Genomic DNA, 17,394 nt, shown 5'->3' with positions numbered 1-17,394 from the left:
TGGTTGCGGTGCTGGATCATCGGGGCGGGTCGCCCCTGGTCCAGTAGCCGCGCCACTCCTCGTTGTAGGAGCGGGTGGTGGCGGAGGGTTCGATGTGTGAGAAGGCCTGCGTCACGTAGCGGAGCCGGTCATGGCCGGGGCCGTCAGGTGAGACCTCGACCAGCGCCAGCCGGTGGCGGTCGCCCTGGGTCTGGGCGAAGGTGACCTCGTTGGTGGTGATCGTGAAGGTCTCGGCGCCGTGGATGCGGCCCTTCACCTCGATGTAGTGGGTGCGCCCGGCCTGGTCGATGGAGCGGATGTCGTAGCCGGGATTGTTGCGGGGCATCTCCACCGGCGTACGCCCCAGGGCGAGTTCCGCGGCGAGCACCGCCTCGACGGCCCGGCGCTCCACCTGCTCGGTCTCGTGGGCGAACACGCCGGGGCTGGGTGCGAGCATGCGGGAGGGGACGATGAGTGCCGTGCCGCGGATCACCGAGGGCACGGCGACGAGGTTCGTCACCTGGTCGAGTTCGTGAAGGCGCCGGTCGAGCCGGTCGTCGAGCTGGCGGGCCCTCGCCAGCGCGGTCTCGGCCCGCAGCCGGCCGATGACCCCGGAGCGCTCCAGCGCGTCGAGGCGGTTGTACTCGGCGTCCCAGTGGTTGACCTCGGCCAGTAGCCGGTCCTTGACCTGCACCCGGGTGCGGGCCGCCTCGGCCTCCAGCCGGGCCCTGACCTCTTCCATCCTGGGCAGGAGCCCCTCGCGGTAGGCGTGTGCCCGCACCGCCTTGTCATGGCTCTGACGCACCCACTCGCCGCGAATCACCGCTGCGATGGCCTCACGTTCGCCCGCGCGCGGGGACTCGTAGTCGAGGTAGGGCGGGGCCGGTGAGACGGTGACCGTGCCATCGCGGGCCAGGAGCGGGTAGTCGAAGTGGTGTGAGACGGTGTCGGCCTTCGATGTGGCGTTGTGGATGCGCTGCTCGACGGTGTACATGAGCATGGGCGTCTCGGCCTGGGTGCTGCTGCGGTCCACCAGGACGGTGCCGGCGGCCAGGGCTTCGCCGAGGTCGGCGATGGTGGCCTCGATGACGGCGCCCAGCAGCGGATGCCCGGGGGCGATGAGGGAGGCGGTGGCGCGCCCGTCGACCCTGACCCGCTCGAGTTCGAAGGTGACGCGTTCGTAGGAGTCCGCGACGGGCGCCCACCGGTTGGCGCGCCGCGCGATGCCCACGAGGCGCTCGGGGACGCGGGTGATCTGGTAGCGGCCGCTCTCGCGCCGCCGGATGCGGCCGCCGAGCCGCTCGAAGGCGGGCAGGAAGAAGGCGGCGATGTAGCCGGGTTGCAGGCGCCGTTCCCTGGCCAGCTCCATGCGGGCCCGGACCTCGTCCAGGTCGAGGGCGCTGAACATCTGAGGGTGCAGGGCCCGTTCGCGCATCATCTCGCCCAGGCCGGCCGAGACCCCGGCGTCGATGATCTTGTTCAGCCTGGCCTTGACCTCCGGCTGGTCGCCGTAGCGGATGGCCTCGATGAGCAGGTCGCGCAGTGAACGTTCCTGGAAGGCGTCGCGCTCCCCCAGCACGTTGAACAGATTGCCGTTGTAGGCCTTGCCCATCTGGTCGATCTTGCTGAGCAGGCGGTTGAACACGTCACCCTCGCGGGTGTCGGAGGCCACCAGGTTCCACAGGTGACAGACCTCGCGCTGGCCGATGCGGTGGATGCGTCCGAAACGCTGCTCGATGCGGTTGGGGTTCCACGGCAGGTCGTAGTTCACCATGAGGTGGGCGCGTTGCAGGTTGAGGCCCTCGCCTGCGGCGTCGGTGGCCAGCAGCACCACGGTCTCGGGATTGTGGGTGAACTGCTCCTGGGCGGCCTTGCGGTCCTCGCGGCTGGTGCCGCCGTGGATGGTGATGACGGCGTCGGCGCGGCCGAGCTGGGCGGTGATCCTGCCGTGCAGGTAGTCGAGGGTGTCGCGGTGCTCGGTGAAGATGATGATCTTGCGGGCCGGGCCCGATCCGTCGTGGGCCAGCAGCTGCTTGTCGAGGATGGTGCGCAGCTGCGCCCACTTCTTGTCGACGTCCTGGAGCCGGACGCGGCGGGCCACCCGGATGAGGTCCTCCAGGATGGTGATCTCGGCGCGGAGTTCGTCGATGGTCTGGGCCGCGGTCGCGCGGTCGACGACCTCGTTCATGCCGGCCTCGAACTCTGCACGCTCCTCCCAGGTGGTCTCCTCGTCGACGTCATCGAAGTCCTCGACCGACAGGACGGGCAGGGACGCGTCGAGCACGTCGTCGACGGCGCGTCTGGTCTCGCGGAGCCGGGCCTCCAGCCTTGCCTGGCGGCGTTCCAGTGAACGCAGGATGGCCTCGGGGCTGGACGCCAGGCGGCGTTGCAGCACGGTGAGGGCGAAACCGACGTTGTTGCCGCGTTTGCGGTCGCCCGCCTGCGCGATCCGTTCGGCGCGGCCCATCTCGGTGCGGACGTAGTCGGTGACCTGCTCGTAGAGGTCTCGTTCGGCCGGGCTCAGCTCGAAGGCGACGGTGTAGGCGCGGCGCTCGGGGAACAGGGGTTTGCCGTCGAAGGTCAGCAGGTCCTCCTTGACCATGCGGCGCATCAGACCCTGGGTGTCGGTGCGGTGGATGCCCTCACGGAACTTGCCCTCGAAACGGTCCCGGTCGAGCAGGGACATGAACAGCTGGAAGTCCTCCTCCTTGCCGGCGTGCGGGGTGGCGGTCATGAGCAGGTAGTTGTTGGCGGTCTCCGACAGGAGCCGGCCCAGCTTAAAACGCTTCGTCTCGTCCAGCTCGCCGGCCCATGACGAGTAGTGGGCGCTCATCCGGTGCGCCTCGTCCACCACGGCGACGTCCCATGCGACGTCGGTGAGCTGCTCCATGAGTTCGGGGCTGCGTGAGATCTGGTCCATCCGCACGATGAGCAGATCGTGTTCGACGAAGACGTTGTGGCCCTGGGCGTCGTCGACCATGTGGTGGTTGAACACCTCGAACCGCAGGTCAAACTTCGTGGCGAGTTCTTCCCGCCACTGCTCCACCAGGCCGCCGGGGGCGACGACGATGGCCCGCTCGCAGTCCGAGCGCAGGATCAGTTCCTTGATGTACAGGCCGGCCATGATGGTCTTGCCCGCGCCCGGGTCGTCGGCCAGCAGGAAGCGGAGCGGGACACGCGGCAGCAGTTCCTCGTAGACGGCCCTGATCTGGTGCGGGAGCGGATCGACGTTCGAGCTGTTGACAGCGGCCATCGGATCGTAGAGCGCGGCGTACTTGATGCGCTGGGCCTCGGCGGCCAGACGGAACTCGTCGGGGTCGGCGTCGAAGGCCGGGGCCGAGTCCTCGGTGAGGGCAGCGGCGTCGGCGCTCGTCACCATGTGGGCGCCGCTCTGGCCGCTCTCGTCGCGGTAGAAGACCTCCACCAGCCCATCGTCGATGGGGTCGACCGCGACCACGGTGACGACCTGGCCCGGCACCAGACCACGAAGCCGCTGGCCGGCGTGCAGCGCCGCCAGACCCAGGATCGCGTCTGTCATGGGGGCACCTCCTTCCGGGCTCAAGTCGATAGATCATGATATGACCGGGCACTGACATTCGGTTCAGTGTCTGTGCCGCCCATACTGGTTGGCATGAGGACGATGGTGCGGCTGGGCCCCGAGGTCGCTGCGGCAACCGCGCGGCTGAGGCGGGAACGCCACATCAGTCTTGGCGAGGCTGTCAATGAGTTCGCCCGTGCGGGCATGGCCCGTGGGGCGAGGGCGACCAAGCGATTCCAGCAGCGGACGGTGCGTGTCGGGCTGAAGCTTGATGCCACGAACGTCGCTGACGCCCTTGAGCTACTCGATACCGACCAGGCGTAGGCGGCTGCAGTCATCTGGACTGCCCTGGTTTCCGTGAACCGCCGCCGGTAGCAGCACCGACCTTGCGCGTGAGAGTCGGTTCAAGCAAGACCCATGCGCTTGCGCTGTCACCGGCACGACGCCGGGACCTGCTCACCAAACACCGCTGAGCACCTATTCCCGACCGGCTCCAACGCCGGTAGCGTTGAGGCATGGCTCTTCCCGACATCGACCTCGTACGCATCCGTCGCTGGTGCGATGCCCGCGTGCCCGAACAGCTGTGGGAGCAAGTCAAGATCGAAGCCGACGTCGAAGCCCGCCACGTCACGATCGTCGAAGTCCGCCCACCCTGGGACGGCCAAGGCGACCACACTCGATTCCCCATCGCCAGGCTCCGATACACCCAGACCACCGGCCTGTGGAGCCTGTACTGGCGCGACCGGAACCTCAAATTCCACGCCTACGACATCCCGCCAACGCCCACCGTCCAAGTGCTCCTCGACTACATCGACGACAGCGGCGACCCCATCTTCTTCGGCTGAACGCAGCTACGTGGTAACCCCCACCGCTCCGGGGCAAACGCAGACAGCCAGCCTGATCATCAACTTCGAGGACCACGAGCCACCACAAGCGACGAGCGGTGGACTCGAGCTCGAACAATCCTCAAGCCTTGCCACCGTCGAATTGAAGTGCTTCGGGCCCAGCCACAGGGCTATCGACGCTGCACTTCAGGAGATTCTTCCGTTCGTTCAGAGCGAGACGTGTCCTCCCGACGCTCACTACGACCTCGACGGGAACATGGTCGTGTGGCTGACCGTCAACCACACGAAACTTGCCCAGATCATGGCAGCCTCGGAGCTGGCCGATCCGCAGACCGGGCTTCCTGCCGTAGAGCCTCCGCCGTTGACACATCTGCACTACGTCTCGCGCACTGGCCTGACTGAGGCCATCATCAAGGGGCTACCGCAACGAGGGATGTGTGGACTGTGGTTCGTCCCCACCCAAGATGAGGGGTGCAATCTTCCCGTGTGCCCGGACTGCGAGCGCCAACTGCCAACAGCACAACGAGTCGCCGACCTCATCCGGCGGCACCTGTCAGTCCAGTGAGGCCAGCTCTGCCAGATCCTCATCGGTGAGTACGGCAGCCTCGTCCATTGCTTCAGAGATCGCGGCTTCACGGTTGGCAAGCACGGAACTGATGTGGGCGTTGGCACGCTCGTGACGGGTGATGTAGTCGACCAGGTCAGCCATCGCGACACGACGGTGACTACCCACCATGCGGAACGCGAGGATGCCACGATCCATCAACTTGACCGCGTAGGGACGGGAGACCTTCAAGATGTCGGCCACCTCGTTGGGCGTGAGTTCCTTGTCAGCATCAAGCAGCGCAACGTCAACGCCACGCTCAACAGCACTCACCAGCTGCGTCAACACAGCAGACAGGGCGGTGTCGCCAAGCCGATCAGCCAGCGAGCGCACCATCTCGACATCACCGCGATCGACCGCTGTTGCGTGCAGCACCGTGGGCATCCTCAACCCCTCCACCCATCTGAAACAACTGAATCAGGTGCAATAACTGTACAGGCTGAAGAGGGGTGATCTCAACCCGTTTCGCCTCCTCGGACCTAAGCTCCTGGTCTTGTTCGGAGTTGCTATTTTTCCTTGTCAAAGCATGTATGGACACATGAGTGACGCACCCGCACCCACCGTTACCAGAACCGCATGGCCGGTCACGGTGGTGTGTGGGGTCTGTGGACGCATCTACTTGCCCCAGAGTGATCGCTTGTCGTGCCACTCATGATTGGGAGTGCTATCGGAGGCGGAGAGAACCTGCTCTTCGGGTCCTTCGTTGTCAAGGCTGGCAAGACGATCCTGGTCTTCACACCAGCCACATGACCGAAGCCCGATTCATCCGACATCCTCGAAATTGGACCCTTGGACGAGACCGATCCCTGATCACGAGCGCACCACCCAACAGCGTGATGCGCACGCCAGCACATGATCACCCCACAGCGAGGGTAACTCTCGCGCGCAACAAACCGATCTGACTAGGTGTTTTGCACCAAAATCAAGACCTCTCACGCGCAGAACTCAAATGGCACACGCACACGAGAAATTCCTGCTGCCGCGTCAATATATCAACACCAGCAGGTACTCAGTGGAGCTAGGGGGATTCGAACCCCCGACCTTCTCATTGCGAACGAGACGCGCTACCAACTGCGCTATAGCCCCTCGCACCGGACTCCCTGCGGAGCGCCGGAGCACGTCAGAGCCTAGCACCAGCAGGGGCCCTGACCCAAGGTGAGGACCCCATCGGCCGGTCTCGGTCGCGCGGAGGCTCGCGCCAGAAAAACGCCCGCGGCTGCCGTTCACGCCGCCGGAACGGCACCGCCGGGACGTCTCAACCGCGACGGCCCGCGGCTGACAGGCGCTCAGAGGGGAACTTCGCCAAACCCGGCGGCTCACTCGCCGACGGCGCGCGGGCGATCGCCCTGCTCCTCGTCCCCGCGCCCCTCGACCTGCGGGGCTTCGGCGACGACGGGCATCTGCGGGGCGGCGACCGGCGGCACGGGGGCCGACAGGTCGATGGTGCGCACCGAGCGAGGCACGAGCGGCTTCGACACGTAGGTGGGCGGGGTGATCGCGATCGGCTCCCACAGCGAGCCGATGGACGAGGCCACCGGCAGTTCCAGCGAGATCGAGATCTCGGTGTCCTCGTTGTGCACATCGGTCAGGTCGACCGTGTTCACCGCGACCGTGTCCTCGGACCAGTCCTGGTCCTGGTACACCGAGTCGAGCTTCTCGTCGATCATGGCGTCGACGGTGCGCACGCTGATGCGGCTGACCACGACGAAGACACCCAGCAGGGCGACGCCGACGAGGGAGAGCCACCACGGCGCCGAGGTCGCCGCCGCGATGACGACGGAGGCGACCATGAGGACGAGCGAGCCGGCGAACCCGAGGCGCCGCCGCCGCGCCGCGATCTGCGCCGCGCGCCGCACCTCGAACATGACGGCATTGCGCTGGAGCGGCGTCGAGATCTGCAGCGCGGGATCGTTGAGCTCGCTGAAGTCGGGCTTGGCCGGACCCTTGCCGTGCCGCACGATGCGCATCGACTCGGTGAAGTCGCTCATCCTGGTGTCCCGCACCGTCAGGCGCGGGTCCTTGTGCAGCACGAATCGTGGAACAAGGTACGCCAGCCAGCCGGCGACGATCGCCAGCCAGATCAATCCCGTTATGCCCACGAGGAACAAACTATGGGCTCGGTTCGGCGGGCCCGGGGCTTACACGCCGCCGGCCGGTTCATCGTGTCCCTGTGAAAACCCCCACAGGTTCACCCTAGGGTCCGATTGACACTCCTAGTCAGAGCAGTGGCCGGGCACGGGCTTGCGGGACAGCAGCCGGTGCAGCTCCCCCAGCGGGGGGCGTTCTTCGGCGGTCCTGACGTAGACGTCGTGGTCCCGCCAGTCCCCGTTGATGTGCAGATAGCGCTGCCGCTGCCCCTCGTAGCGCCAGCCGAGCTTGGCGACGACGCGGTGGCTCGGCCCGTTCTCGGGGCGGATGCAGATCTCGAGGCGGTGCAGGCCGACGACGTCGAAACAGAAGTCGGCGGCCATGGCCACGCCCCGCGGCGTGTAGCCGCGCCCGGCGTGGCCCTTGTCGATCCAGTAGCCGATCGAGGCCAGCTGGGCGGCGCCGTAGGTGACGCCGGCGACGGTGACCTGCCCGATGATGGGGGCGTTCATGAGGACGCGCGCACTGGTGCCGCCGCTCTCGTCAAGGGCCAGGGCCCAGCCGAAGGCCGAACCCTCGCGCCCCATGCGCCGGTAGCTGCGGACGAGCCGGCCGAAGTCGAGCGGCGCCTCGTGCGAGCCGGCCGGCAGGGTCGAGTCCCAGGGCCCGGTCCAGGCGCGGTTGACCGCACGAAGCCTGGCCCACTGGCCGGCGTCGCGGGCGCGCAGCGGACGCAGCACGAGGCCGTCGTGGTGCAGCACGACCGGCCAGGCGGGCCCGGCGGCCATGGCGGCACCCGCCCGGGCGGCGCCGGAGGAACCGCTCATCTGCCACCGAGCGCCACGTAGTCGACCAGGTCGCCGGCCTGCGCCGACAGGCTGCCCTCGCCGAGCACCAGGAAGCCGTCGCATCGGGCGATCTGCCCGAGGCTGCCGGGCCGGTCCGTCAGCGGCAGCGCGTGCACCCCGTCCGGGGTGCTCATGACCTGTGCCGGGACGTACTCGCAGACGCTGCGGTCCCCGTCGACCGGCGCGTCGAGTCGCACCTGCGTGGTCGCCCGCTCGGGTTCGGCGCCCATGAGCGAGGCGATGGCGGGGCGCCCGAACACCTCGTAGCCGGTGTAGGCGCTCGCCGGGTCGGAGCTGAGCATGAGCACCGGCACCCGGTCGGCTCCGACGAGACCGAAACCCTGGACGGGGCCGGGGCGCAGGGCGATCGTCGAGAAGTCGATCGGGCCGAGCCCCGTGAGGGCCTCGGCGAGCAGGCCGTCGGCGCCCCGTTCGATGCCGCCGACGGTGATGAGCAGGTCGGCTCGGATGAGCTGGTCGGTGACGACCTCGGCGACCGCGGCCGCGTCCTGCGCGGCGGACTCCTCGCGCCACACCTGGGCGCCGGCGTCGCGGGCCGCGGAGGCCACCATGAACGAGGCCGCGTCACGGTGCTGCCGCGCGGTCACCTCGAATGCCTGGCTCAGCTGGCCCTTCTCGCGCAGCGCCAGGACGACGACCCGCGGACGGGGCCGGCACAGCACCTTGTCGAAGCCGGCACCGCCGATGAGGCCGAGCAGCCGAGCGTCGAGCTTCGTCCCGGCCTTGGCGATGACCGTTCCGTCGGCGGCATCGGAGCCGACCTGGCGGACATTGGCGCCCGCCTCGACCGAGCACCTGACGAGCAGGTTCTCGCCGTCGATGACGTCGGCGGCGTCGAGCGGCACGACGGCGTCGGCGCCGGGCGGCATCGGGTGGCCGACGAGCACCGGCACGGCCGAGGCCTCCGCGTGCACATCGGAGGTGATCGTCAGGACGGCACCGGTCCGCGGATCGACGTCGCGCACGTCGACCGAGATGACCGCGTAGCCGTCGCAGGCGGCCTCGGGCAGGGCCGGCAGGTCGCCGTCGGCGAGCAGGTCCTCGCACAGGTTCAGGCCGGAGGCGTCGATGAGGTTCATGCCGAAGGGCATGAGCGGCTCGATCATCGAGCAGATCCAGTCGCGCTGGTCCTCGACCGTGCGGGCCCCGTGCGGGCCGGGAGCGGGTGCGGGAGCCAGCTGCTTCGCCTCGGGTTCTGCCGGCTTCACCGCAACTGGCTTCTTGCTACGACCGAAAAGTGCCATGGTCCATACGATATGTGCATGCCTCAGCTCAGCCCGGACGGACGCACCGCGCGGCGGCTTCCCCTCGACGAAGGCACGGCGCCCGGGAACGATCCGGCCGGACGGAAGAGGGCGATCCGCGAAGCAACCCGGCGGGCGCGCAGCACCGTCACCGATGCGCAGCGCCGGGCCGACGACCGGTCCCGCGCCCGGCTGGCCCTCGAACTCGTCGCCCATGACCTCGCCCCCGGCTCCGTGATCGCCTGCTATCTGTCGGTGCCGGGCGAGCCGGACACCCTGGAACTGGTCGAGGCCCTGCGCGCCGCGGGCCATCGGGTGCTCGTGCCCGTGCTCGGCAGGCTGCCCGACGGCACCCCCCGCCACGACGTCGCCTGGGCCTGGTACGAGGGCCCGCAGGCGCTCGGACCCGGACTGTGGTCGATCCCCGAGCCGACCGGCGAGGCGCTGCCGGCGGACGCGCTCGCCCTGGCCGACCTGGTGTTCGTCTCGGCGCTCGGGGTGGGACTGGACGGCAGCCGGCTCGGCACCGGCGGCGGCTGGTACGACAGGGCCCTGGAACACGCCAGGGGCGGGGTCCCCTGCTGGGCGCTGGTCAACGACGCCGAGGTGGTCGATCGGCTGCCCAGCGAGCCGCACGACCACCCGATGAGTGGTTTCGTCACGAGCAGCCGCACCAAGCCGACACCGGCCTGAGGACCCGCAGCCGTCCCGGCCGGGTCGGGAGCGGACGAGCACAGCGGCACCGCACCTACGTGGACCGGCGTCCCCACCGGGACCGCACCGGGATGGTGCGGCTGTGGTGGGCCCGAGGCATCGCCGTCAGCGGCCTGCCGGCCCCCGGGGCGGCACGCGTGCCGGTTCGTTCTGCGACTGCCGGTTTCCGCCTCAGCGCCCGTGCACGTAGAATTGCCCCGGCCCGCGCACCCTGCCGGGCGCGTGAGGACGAGAAGAGCACATGCCCACCTACCAGTACCACTGCAACGACTGCAACAACGATCTCGAGGTCGTTCAGAAGTTCACCGATGACGCCCTCACCGTCTGCCCGAACTGCGAGGGGCATCTGCGCAAGGTCTTCAGCGCCGTCGGCGTCGTCTTCAAGGGGTCCGGCTTCTACGCCACCGACAACCGCTCGAAGGGCGCTACCTCTGCCGCTCTACCCGCCTCCGACCAGCACGATTCCGACTCGGGCAGCACCCCTGCCGACTCGTCGTCATCAGCCGACTCGTCGTCCGCGAAAGACACCGGCGGCGGCTCCGCCGTCGCGGCGGGCAGTTCCGCCCCGAGCGACTCCGCCGCCTGACCCGGCCCTCCCGCCAGCTCTCGGCGCGTCCCCGAGGCCCCTCCCGAATGGGGCGCCGACAACACCTGTGGACAACTGCCGGGTTCAAGCCCCGCCGGACACACTGCGGGCATGAACCCTGGCAGATGGATCTCCTCGCTCCTGCGAACAGTGCGCTGGCATCGGCGCGGCCTGGCCATTGTCGCTGCGGCCTGCGCCCTGGTCTTCGCCTTGGCGGCCCTGTCCCCCTCCTCGGGGCCGACCCGGACGGTGGTCGTCAGTGCCCGCCCCCTGACAGCTGGTGTCGTGATCGGCGCCGACGACGTCACGACCGCCGAGCTGCCGGCCCAGTCGGCGCCGTCCTCCGCGCTGACCGATCCGGCCCAGGTCATCGGGCAGATCCTCGTCGCCCCGCGCCCCAGTGGTGCGACGCTGCTCGGTGAGGACATCGTCAACTCCTCGCTCGTCACCACGTCCGATGGACTGTCGCTGGTGCCCTTCCGCATCTCCGACGAGGGCATCGCGTCGGTCCTCGAGGTCGGCGACCTCATCTCGGTCGTGGCCCTGGGCTCTGAGGGTCAGCCGGTCCCGATCGTCGATCGTGTGCGCATCGCCGCACTGCCCGCTCCCGAGGCATCGGGCTCGCTCAGCGGCTCGGGTTCCGGCGGTGCGCTCGTCATCGTCGCCGCAAAGGCCGATCAGGCCGGCATGCTGGCTGCGGCCTCGGCCTCGTACGAACTGAGCATCATCCTGGAAGCACCCTGAGTTCTTGGCCGTCAGAACCCTGAGAAGAACACAAATCACCTTGTCCCATGACAATCATGTCAGTAAGCGGTACATGTGTAATTGCATGTTCATCTTCCCTAAACTTGTGGGCTTGGGTACGTTCGGCCCCTGCTGGGGGCTGATACCCCGGTTGGGCACAGCCCACCCCCGGCGCACCATGCGCCATGCCCATTCCAGTCCACGTCAAGAGGAGAAACATGCAGGGCTTCAAAGAGTTCATCATGCGCGGCAACCTGGTTCAGACCGCTGTCGCCTTCATCATCGGCACCGCGTTCGCGACGGTCGTGTCCACCTTCACCAACGTCCTTCTGAGCGTCATCGCACTCGTCCTGGGCGGCAGGGAACCCAACTTCGACAACTGGGCTCCCGGCGGCATCCCGGTCGGCACCTTCCTGACCGCCCTCATCTCGTTCCTCATGGTGGCCGCGGTGATCTACTTCGCCGTCGTCAAGCCGATGAACGCCCTGATGGATCGTCTGAAGAAGGGTGAGGAGGAGGACGTCCCGCCGAGCGAGACCGAGCTCCTCACCGAGATCCGCGATCTGCTCGCCAGCAACGGCGGCGCCAAGCCTTCCGCAGACGCCTCCCAGGCCTGACCCCACACGATATGAGAGGTCCCCGGACAGCGGTGCCGCCGGGGACCTCTCGTGTTCTCACATGTCATGAAGGTTTGCGCCGGCCCGGGGTCAGCCGACCTCACCGTGGTGGGGAGGACGCTCACCCATGAGACGCAGATCGTCACGATCGGGTGGACGCAGGTGATCCCTCACCCCGGCGTCCACCGCATCGAGGTCGAGCAGCGACACGCACTGCCGGACCCAGGCGTGCAGCTGGGCGAATCCGGCTCCCGCCCTGATCTCGGCCGGGACAGTCAGCGGCCACTTCCGGGCCGCGGCGCGGCACTCGTCCCGGAACGCGCGGAGCCTCGCCGCGCTCCACCCGGCCTCGCCCAGACGAGCGACGAGAGCGTCAGGGGAGGCGACACCGGTCGCGTCGACGCCGGCGGCTGCCGCACCGCCCAGGGCGTAGGCGGTGGCCGCCATGAACTGCGGTTCGGCACTCACCTGCCCTGCAGCACCTCTGTATCGGCAACCACGCCGCCCTCGTCGCCGAGGAGGACGTCACCGATCACCTGGACCCCCGAACCGAAGCTCCAGTCACCGGTGACGGTCAGTGAACTCGCCTGGCGCAGCCCCAGCGGATGGGGTATGCGCTTGTCGAACTCGCGAACGAACTTGTAGGCCGGGCCGAGGTCGATACCGGGGATGCGCTCCACCTGGGCCTTGAGGACGCCGTCGTCGCCGATCTCGTAGACGTCCGAGCGCAGCAGGAGCAGTTCATTGGTCTTCTTGACCGGCGCGAAGCGATCGCGGGCGACCTTGAGCACCCTGGCGTCGTCGAACAGCTCGATGGCCGCGCCCATGGCGCTCTCGATCTGGATGACCTCGGGGCTCGAGGGGTCCTTGGGATCGACGGTCTTGACGTTGCGGATGAGCGGCAGGTCGAGGACACCACCGGACTCGTCGAGCCTGGCCTTGAGGGCCTCGAGATTCCACCACAGGTTGTTGGTGTTGAAGTAGCGGTGCACCGTCTCATCGGTGAAGTACGCCATGTCCTCGTCGGCGGTCTGTGCGGTGTCGCGCAGGACCAGCCGGCCGTCGGCCTTGCGGACGGCGAGGTGCCCGCCCTTGCGGTCGTTGGGGGTGCGCTCGCACACCTCCGAGCACCAGGCGGCACCGGTGGCGGCGAACCAGCCGGCGATCGTCGCATCGGGGACCGCCCCGAGATTGTCGGAGTTGGCGACCGCGGCGTACCGGTAGCCGGCGGCGAGCAACCGGTCGAGCAGACCGCTGTCGTAGAGCGACGCGTAGATGTCGCCGTGCCCGGGCGGGCACCACTCGAGTGCGGGATCTGCCGGCCATTCGGCGGGCGTGAGATCGCCGGCCCAGAGCTTGGGTTCCTTGCTCTGCAGGAAGTCGAGCGGCAGATCGTCGACGGGCAGCTCCGGGTACTTCGCCAAGGCGGCGATCGTGTCGTCGTGGGTGCTGAAGGAGTCCATGAGCAGCAGGGGCAGGCGCACACCGTACGTCCTGCGCGCGGCCAGTACCTGGGCGACGATGATGTCGAGGAAGTTACGGCCGTCCCGCACCTCGAGAAGCGTTTTGGCCCGAGACAGCCCCATCGAGGTGCCGAGCCCGCCGTTGAGCTTGATGAAAACAGTCCGGTCGAGCGCCTGCCTGGCCTGCTCATCGCTGACCTGGATGTCCTCAAGACCCGGCACGTCCTCCACCGGGCGGATCGAGTCCTCGCTGATCAGACCGGTGGCGCCCGAGGCGATCCGCTCGTAATGGTGGCTGAACACGTCGATGGCCGTGCGACCGACTCCTGCGTCGATCATCTTCTGCTTGGCTTGCTGGAGTCCTTGCTCACTCATGCCCACAGCCTAGCCAGCGGCGGCACCCCGGTCGTGCGCACTCGCCGCGCCGACGGCCGACAGCGGCAAGACCGGCGGTGGAAGATTCCGGGCGAGGGGGTGAGGGATCCGGGCATGAAAGAAGACGACGCCCGCTGAGGAGCCGAAGCCGTCTGCCCACCCCCAGGAGACCTACAACAGCAAGGCGTCGTCTCCGGTAACGATCATAGGGCCAGTCGAGCGCCAGACAAGGATCTGAGAGAAATCCTCAGGAATTGTTTATGAAACAACGACCCGCGGTTCTCGGGATCTTCCCGCGAGCAGGCCGACCCGATGCCCGGAGCCCTGTCTTAGGCGGCGCAAACGCTCTTCCTGCGAGTACCCGGGCACGTCTTCCGCCAGCCCGCCGCGGGAACGTTTTGTCCCGCCCTTGCTCGGACGACTAGGCTGAGCGGCGAGGCCCCGTAGCTCAGGGGATAGAGCAGCGGTTTCCTAAACCGCGTGTCGAAGGTTCGAATCCTTTCGGGGCCGCCGAGACGGGCCTGGCACCCGGATCATTCGGTCAAGTCGTCCGGGCGATGCGGGTGGCCACAGCCCGGGCCCATGCGAGAACCCTGGAGTCGGGCCGGTTCGGAGCGTGCGCCCGGCCCCGACGAATGCGCCGCCCTTGCGGGTTGTGCGGGCTAGGGTCATCTCACCGAGACTGGAGCGCCCCCTGGTCATGCCCGCCGGTGAGCCGACTGGTCCCACCACAGAACGCCATGCGCGTCCTGCCCCTGGCCGCTGTGGCCGGTGCAGGACGCGCATGCCTCTGGCGATGGCGCCTCTCAGTCCGGGCCTCAGTCGTTCTCATCCTTGCCGGGCTCGTACTCGCGAACCTGCGAGATGAGGCTGTCGAGCTGTGCGGCGTTGAGAGCGCCGGAGTTTCGGAACAGCAGCTTGCCGTCCTTGAAGGCCATCAGCGTGGGGATGGCCTGGATCTGCAATTGTGTTGCCAGGTCCAGGGCGCTCTCGGTGTCGACCTTACCGAAGACGATGTCCTCGTTCTTCCCGCTGGCGTCCTCGAAGATCGGGCCGAAGCGCTTGCAGGGGCCACACCATTCGGCCCAGAAGTCAACGAGCACGATGCCCCCGGATGTCACCGTGCTCTCGAAATTGGCCTCGTCCAGTGTGATGCTAGCCATGGTCGTCCTTTCGAAGAATAAAACCCCCAGCTCCTGCCGGGCGCTGACGCCTGTTAGAACACATCACGGCAGCCGGGATATTCCCCGCGGCTAACGGTCCAGGCTGCTGCGTGTTCAGGTGGTCAGCGGTGAGCAGCCTTGACCCGCACCGAACTCGCGTACTCCTGCGGGACGATCACCGTGCGCTGGCCGTCCTCGCTGACCAGGGCGAAGTCGCCGCCCCGTTCGCCGAGGGTCACGATGTCGCCGGGCCTGATCTGGGACTCGTCGAGCCGGGTCATGAAGTCCGGATCGGTCTGCGGGTGCTCGTCGACCAGGACGAAGACCGCCTTGGCCAACCCGTCCACGATCGCCGACCGCAGACCCTGACCGTAGTCGGCGAGGCGACGCACCTTGCGTGCGGTCGCGGTGGGGATCGGGGCGCCATACGGGCTGGTCGTGGGGTTGCCCAGCCGCTCAGCCATGCGCTCGGCGACATCCTCACTCATCACGTGCTCCCAGCGGCAGGCCTCGTCGTGGGCCCTGGCGTAGTCGATTCCGAGCACGTTGATGAGGAAGCACTCGGCCAGACGGTGATGCCGCATGACATCACGCGCCTGCTCGAAACCCAGCCGGGTGAGTTCGATGGTGCGCTCCTCGGTCAGCCTCAGGAGACCATCACGCTCCATGCGGGCAACCGTCTGGGACACGGTGGGACCCGCCTGGTGCAGTCTGTCGACGATGCGGGCCCGCTTGGGTTCGATGTCCGCCTCCTCCAACTCGAAAACCGTTCGCAGATACATTTGCGAGGTGTCGATCAGATCGCCGCTCATACCATGCCCCTCACTTCGTCTTGATCCTGAAAAGACTAGCCGTGGAGTCTTCCCGAATATTCCCCAAGGCTAGTGTTCCCTCATCAGCCTCTTGAATGCCAGTCGCCACGACCGAATGAGCGTTTCTCACCGCATCGGCCCGATCCGAGGGCCACTCGCCTCGTGCTCGCATGGCCCTGCCCGGGATCATTCTCCCATCCCGAGCGCGGGGTGGGAGAATCGAGGGGTGAGTGATCTTGTGATTCCCGTTGAGCTCCTGCCCGAGAACGGGCGCTTCGGTTCCGGCCCGGCCAAGGTGCGCCCCGAGGCGCTCGCCGCACTGGCCTCCAGCCCGGTGATGGGCACGTCCCACCGCAAGCCCGCGGTACGCACCCTCGTGGCCCAGATCAGGGAACGCCTGGCCGAGCTCTACTCGATGCCCGACGGCTACCAGGTGGCCCTGGGCAATGGTGGTGCGACGAGTTTCTGGGACCTGGCCTGCGTGAGTCTCATCGAGCGGCGTTCCTCGCATGCCTCCTACGGTTCCTTCACCAAGAAGTTCGCCTCCGCCGCCTCCCGAGTGCCGTGGCTGGAGTCCCCTGTCGTCACTGAGGCGCCCTTCGGTTCCGGCTGTCTGCCGGCCGTCGCGAGCGATGCCGACACCTACGCATGGGCGCAGAACGAGACCTCCACCGGCGTGGTCATGCCGGTGCAACGCCTCGAGGGTGCCGCTGATGACGCCCTCGTGCTCATCGATGCGACGAGTGCCGCCGGGGGCATCGACGCCGACCTCACCCAGGCCGATGCCCTGTACTTCTCCCCGCAGAAGAACTTCAGCTCCGACGGCGGCCTGTGGCTGTCCTTCTGCTCCCCGGCAGCGCTGGACCGCGCCGCCCGCCTCACGAGCGGCCCTGACGGCCGCTGGGTGCCCGACACCCTCAACCTGACTCTGGCCGCCAGCAACTCGGCGAAGGACCAGACGCTCAACACGCCGGCCCTGGCCACACTGATCCTGCTCAACGAGCAGCTCGGCTGGATGCTGGACAACGGCGGCATGGACTTCGTCACCGCACGTACCCGGGAGTCCACCCGCCGCATCCACGAATGGATCGAGACCAGCCGGCTCGCCCGCCCGTTCGTCACGGACCCGGCGCTGCGCTCCCCCGTCGTGACGACCATCGTCCTCGACGAGGCGGTCGACGCCCCGCTGCTGTGCAGCACGCTGCGCGCCAACGGGATCCTCGACATCGAGCCCTACCGGGCGCTGGGACCCAACCAGCTGCGCATCGGTGCTTTCGCCTCCGTCGACCCCGATGACGTGAGCCGGCTCCTCGGCTGCATCGACTGGGTGATCGAGCGCATCACGGCCTGAGCCGCGGCGGACCGAGAATCAGCCCAGCCGGTTGTCCCGCGCCGAACGACGCAGGGCGAACACCGCCGCGGCGGCCGCGACGACGAAACCGAGGACCAGCGCGGCGATCGTCTTCTTGCGGCTGAGCGAGCCGCTCGCCACCGGGGTTTCGAGCGTGGTTCCCGACCTGGCTGACTGCGTCTCGGTCGTGTCCCCGTCCGCCGTGGCCGTCGCCGTGGTCTGGGGCGCCGGCTGGGCCGGCACAGTCTCGGCCAGCACGGGAGCCGGCGTCAGCAACCCGAGCATGAGTGCGATGCCGGCGAGGGCCGCCCTCACACGGCGATGCATTGGCGTCCTGGTGCTGTCCTGGTGGTTGTCCACGGCGGCCACTCTATGCGCTGACCGTGTCGCATGGCCCGCAGG

18 protein-coding genes and 2 tRNA genes are annotated in these 17,394 nt (G+C 68.0%); 9 read left to right on the top strand and 11 right to left on the bottom strand.

Translation table 11 applies throughout. The annotated features are described in order from the left end of the window. Window positions 1-16: 16 nt before the first annotated feature. The gene (locus D9T14_RS06960; RefSeq protein WP_119162170.1) at window positions 17-3,517 is read right to left on the bottom strand and encodes a helicase-related protein; all 3,501 of its coding nucleotides are present in this window, start codon (window positions 3,515-3,517) and stop codon (window positions 17-19) included. Window positions 3,518-3,610: 93 nt separating this feature from the next. Between D9T14_RS06960 and D9T14_RS06955 the strand changes: the two genes are divergently transcribed. The 3 genes from D9T14_RS06955 to D9T14_RS06945 all read left to right on the top strand — a co-directional run bounded on the left by D9T14_RS06955 (window position 3,611) and on the right by D9T14_RS06945 (window position 4,927). Next, window positions 3,611-3,841 carry a CopG family transcriptional regulator gene (locus tag D9T14_RS06955; RefSeq protein ID WP_119162203.1) on the top strand — a complete coding sequence of 77 codons (231 nt, stop codon included), beginning with the start codon at window positions 3,611-3,613 and terminating at the stop codon, window positions 3,839-3,841. Window positions 3,842-4,032: 191 nt separating this feature from the next. Continuing rightward, window positions 4,033-4,362, top strand: a complete 330-nt coding sequence (locus tag D9T14_RS06950) for a DUF3024 domain-containing protein (RefSeq protein ID WP_119162171.1) — start codon at window positions 4,033-4,035, stop codon at window positions 4,360-4,362. Window positions 4,363-4,372: 10 nt separating this feature from the next. Continuing rightward, the gene (locus D9T14_RS06945) at window positions 4,373-4,927 is read left to right on the top strand and encodes a DUF3039 domain-containing protein (protein ID WP_119162172.1); all 555 of its coding nucleotides are present in this window, start codon (window positions 4,373-4,375) and stop codon (window positions 4,925-4,927) included. Here D9T14_RS06945 and D9T14_RS06940 read toward each other — a convergent pair. From D9T14_RS06940 to D9T14_RS06920, 5 genes are all read right to left on the bottom strand, one after another. After that, on the bottom strand, window positions 4,916-5,350 hold the full coding sequence (locus tag D9T14_RS06940) for a helix-turn-helix domain-containing protein (RefSeq protein ID WP_119162173.1): 435 nt from the start codon (window positions 5,348-5,350) through the stop codon (window positions 4,916-4,918). The genes D9T14_RS06945 and D9T14_RS06940 overlap by 12 nt on opposite strands. A gap of 629 nt (window positions 5,351-5,979) precedes the next feature. Then, a tRNA-Ala gene (locus D9T14_RS06935) sits at window positions 5,980-6,052 on the bottom strand. A gap of 230 nt (window positions 6,053-6,282) precedes the next feature. Next, entirely contained in the window at window positions 6,283-7,065 is a 783-nt protein-coding gene (locus D9T14_RS06930) for a hypothetical protein (RefSeq protein ID WP_126464272.1), read from the bottom strand. Window positions 7,066-7,179: 114 nt separating this feature from the next. Then, window positions 7,180-7,881 (bottom strand): GNAT family N-acetyltransferase, encoded by a 702-nt coding sequence (locus D9T14_RS06925; RefSeq protein WP_197720585.1) that lies wholly within the window; start codon window positions 7,879-7,881, stop codon window positions 7,180-7,182. Next, window positions 7,878-9,167, bottom strand: coding sequence for a molybdopterin molybdotransferase MoeA (locus D9T14_RS06920; protein ID WP_170175753.1), 1,290 nt, complete (start codon window positions 9,165-9,167; stop codon window positions 7,878-7,880). The genes D9T14_RS06925 and D9T14_RS06920 overlap by 4 nt, the downstream gene beginning before the upstream one ends. An 18-nt stretch (window positions 9,168-9,185) precedes the next feature. Between D9T14_RS06920 and D9T14_RS13310 the strand changes: the two genes are divergently transcribed. The 4 genes from D9T14_RS13310 to mscL all read left to right on the top strand — a co-directional run bounded on the left by D9T14_RS13310 (window position 9,186) and on the right by mscL (window position 11,828). Further along, window positions 9,186-9,860 (top strand): 5-formyltetrahydrofolate cyclo-ligase, encoded by a 675-nt coding sequence (locus D9T14_RS13310; RefSeq protein WP_170175754.1) that lies wholly within the window; start codon window positions 9,186-9,188, stop codon window positions 9,858-9,860. Window positions 9,861-10,122: 262 nt separating this feature from the next. Then, window positions 10,123-10,467 (top strand): FmdB family zinc ribbon protein, encoded by a 345-nt coding sequence (locus tag D9T14_RS06915; protein ID WP_119162178.1) that lies wholly within the window; start codon window positions 10,123-10,125, stop codon window positions 10,465-10,467. 111 nt (window positions 10,468-10,578) lie between these two features. Further along, entirely contained in the window at window positions 10,579-11,211 is a 633-nt protein-coding gene (locus D9T14_RS06910; protein ID WP_119162179.1) for an SAF domain-containing protein, read from the top strand. A gap of 218 nt (window positions 11,212-11,429) precedes the next feature. Then, window positions 11,430-11,828, top strand: coding sequence for a large conductance mechanosensitive channel protein MscL (mscL, locus tag D9T14_RS06905; protein ID WP_119162180.1), 399 nt, complete (start codon window positions 11,430-11,432; stop codon window positions 11,826-11,828). Window positions 11,829-11,918: 90 nt separating this feature from the next. Here mscL and D9T14_RS06900 read toward each other — a convergent pair whose 3' ends face one another. Continuing rightward, the gene (locus D9T14_RS06900) at window positions 11,919-12,296 is read right to left on the bottom strand and encodes a hypothetical protein (protein WP_119162181.1); all 378 of its coding nucleotides are present in this window, start codon (window positions 12,294-12,296) and stop codon (window positions 11,919-11,921) included. Beyond that, on the bottom strand, window positions 12,293-13,666 hold the full coding sequence (locus tag D9T14_RS06895) for a UTP--glucose-1-phosphate uridylyltransferase (RefSeq protein ID WP_119162182.1): 1,374 nt from the start codon (window positions 13,664-13,666) through the stop codon (window positions 12,293-12,295). Before D9T14_RS06895 ends, D9T14_RS06900 begins: the two co-directional genes overlap by 4 nt. Window positions 13,667-14,103: 437 nt before the next feature. Between D9T14_RS06895 and D9T14_RS06890 the strand changes: the two genes are divergently transcribed. Further along, window positions 14,104-14,176: transfer RNA gene (locus D9T14_RS06890), tRNA-Arg, on the top strand. Between the two features lie 308 nt (window positions 14,177-14,484). Here the strand turns inward: D9T14_RS06890 and trxA are convergent. Together trxA and D9T14_RS06880 are read right to left on the bottom strand one after the other, a co-directional pair. Continuing rightward, a complete protein-coding gene (gene trxA / locus D9T14_RS06885; RefSeq protein WP_119162183.1) occupies window positions 14,485-14,829 on the bottom strand; it encodes a thioredoxin in 345 nt (114 codons plus the stop codon). Between the two features lie 122 nt (window positions 14,830-14,951). Further along, the gene (locus D9T14_RS06880; RefSeq protein ID WP_119162184.1) at window positions 14,952-15,641 is read right to left on the bottom strand and encodes a metal-dependent transcriptional regulator; all 690 of its coding nucleotides are present in this window, start codon (window positions 15,639-15,641) and stop codon (window positions 14,952-14,954) included. 226 nt (window positions 15,642-15,867) lie between these two features. On the opposite strand from D9T14_RS06880, the gene serC reads away from it, so the two are divergent. Continuing rightward, complete coding sequence (gene serC / locus D9T14_RS06875; RefSeq protein WP_119162185.1) at window positions 15,868-16,992, top strand: phosphoserine transaminase; 1,125 nt, start codon at window positions 15,868-15,870, stop codon at window positions 16,990-16,992. A gap of 18 nt (window positions 16,993-17,010) precedes the next feature. On the opposite strand, the gene D9T14_RS13645 is transcribed toward serC, so the two are convergent. Further along, window positions 17,011-17,352: a hypothetical protein gene (locus tag D9T14_RS13645; RefSeq protein WP_170175755.1), complete on the bottom strand. Its 342-nt coding sequence runs from the start codon at window positions 17,350-17,352 to the stop codon at window positions 17,011-17,013. Window positions 17,353-17,394 lie beyond the last annotated feature (42 nt).

The organism is Propionibacterium australiense (assembly GCF_003666605.1).
Lineage (GTDB): Bacteria > Actinomycetota > Actinomycetes > Propionibacteriales > Propionibacteriaceae > Propionibacterium > Propionibacterium australiense.
The sequence above is the reverse complement of the archived record's forward strand: the minus strand, read 5'-3'. Positions and strand labels throughout refer to the sequence as shown.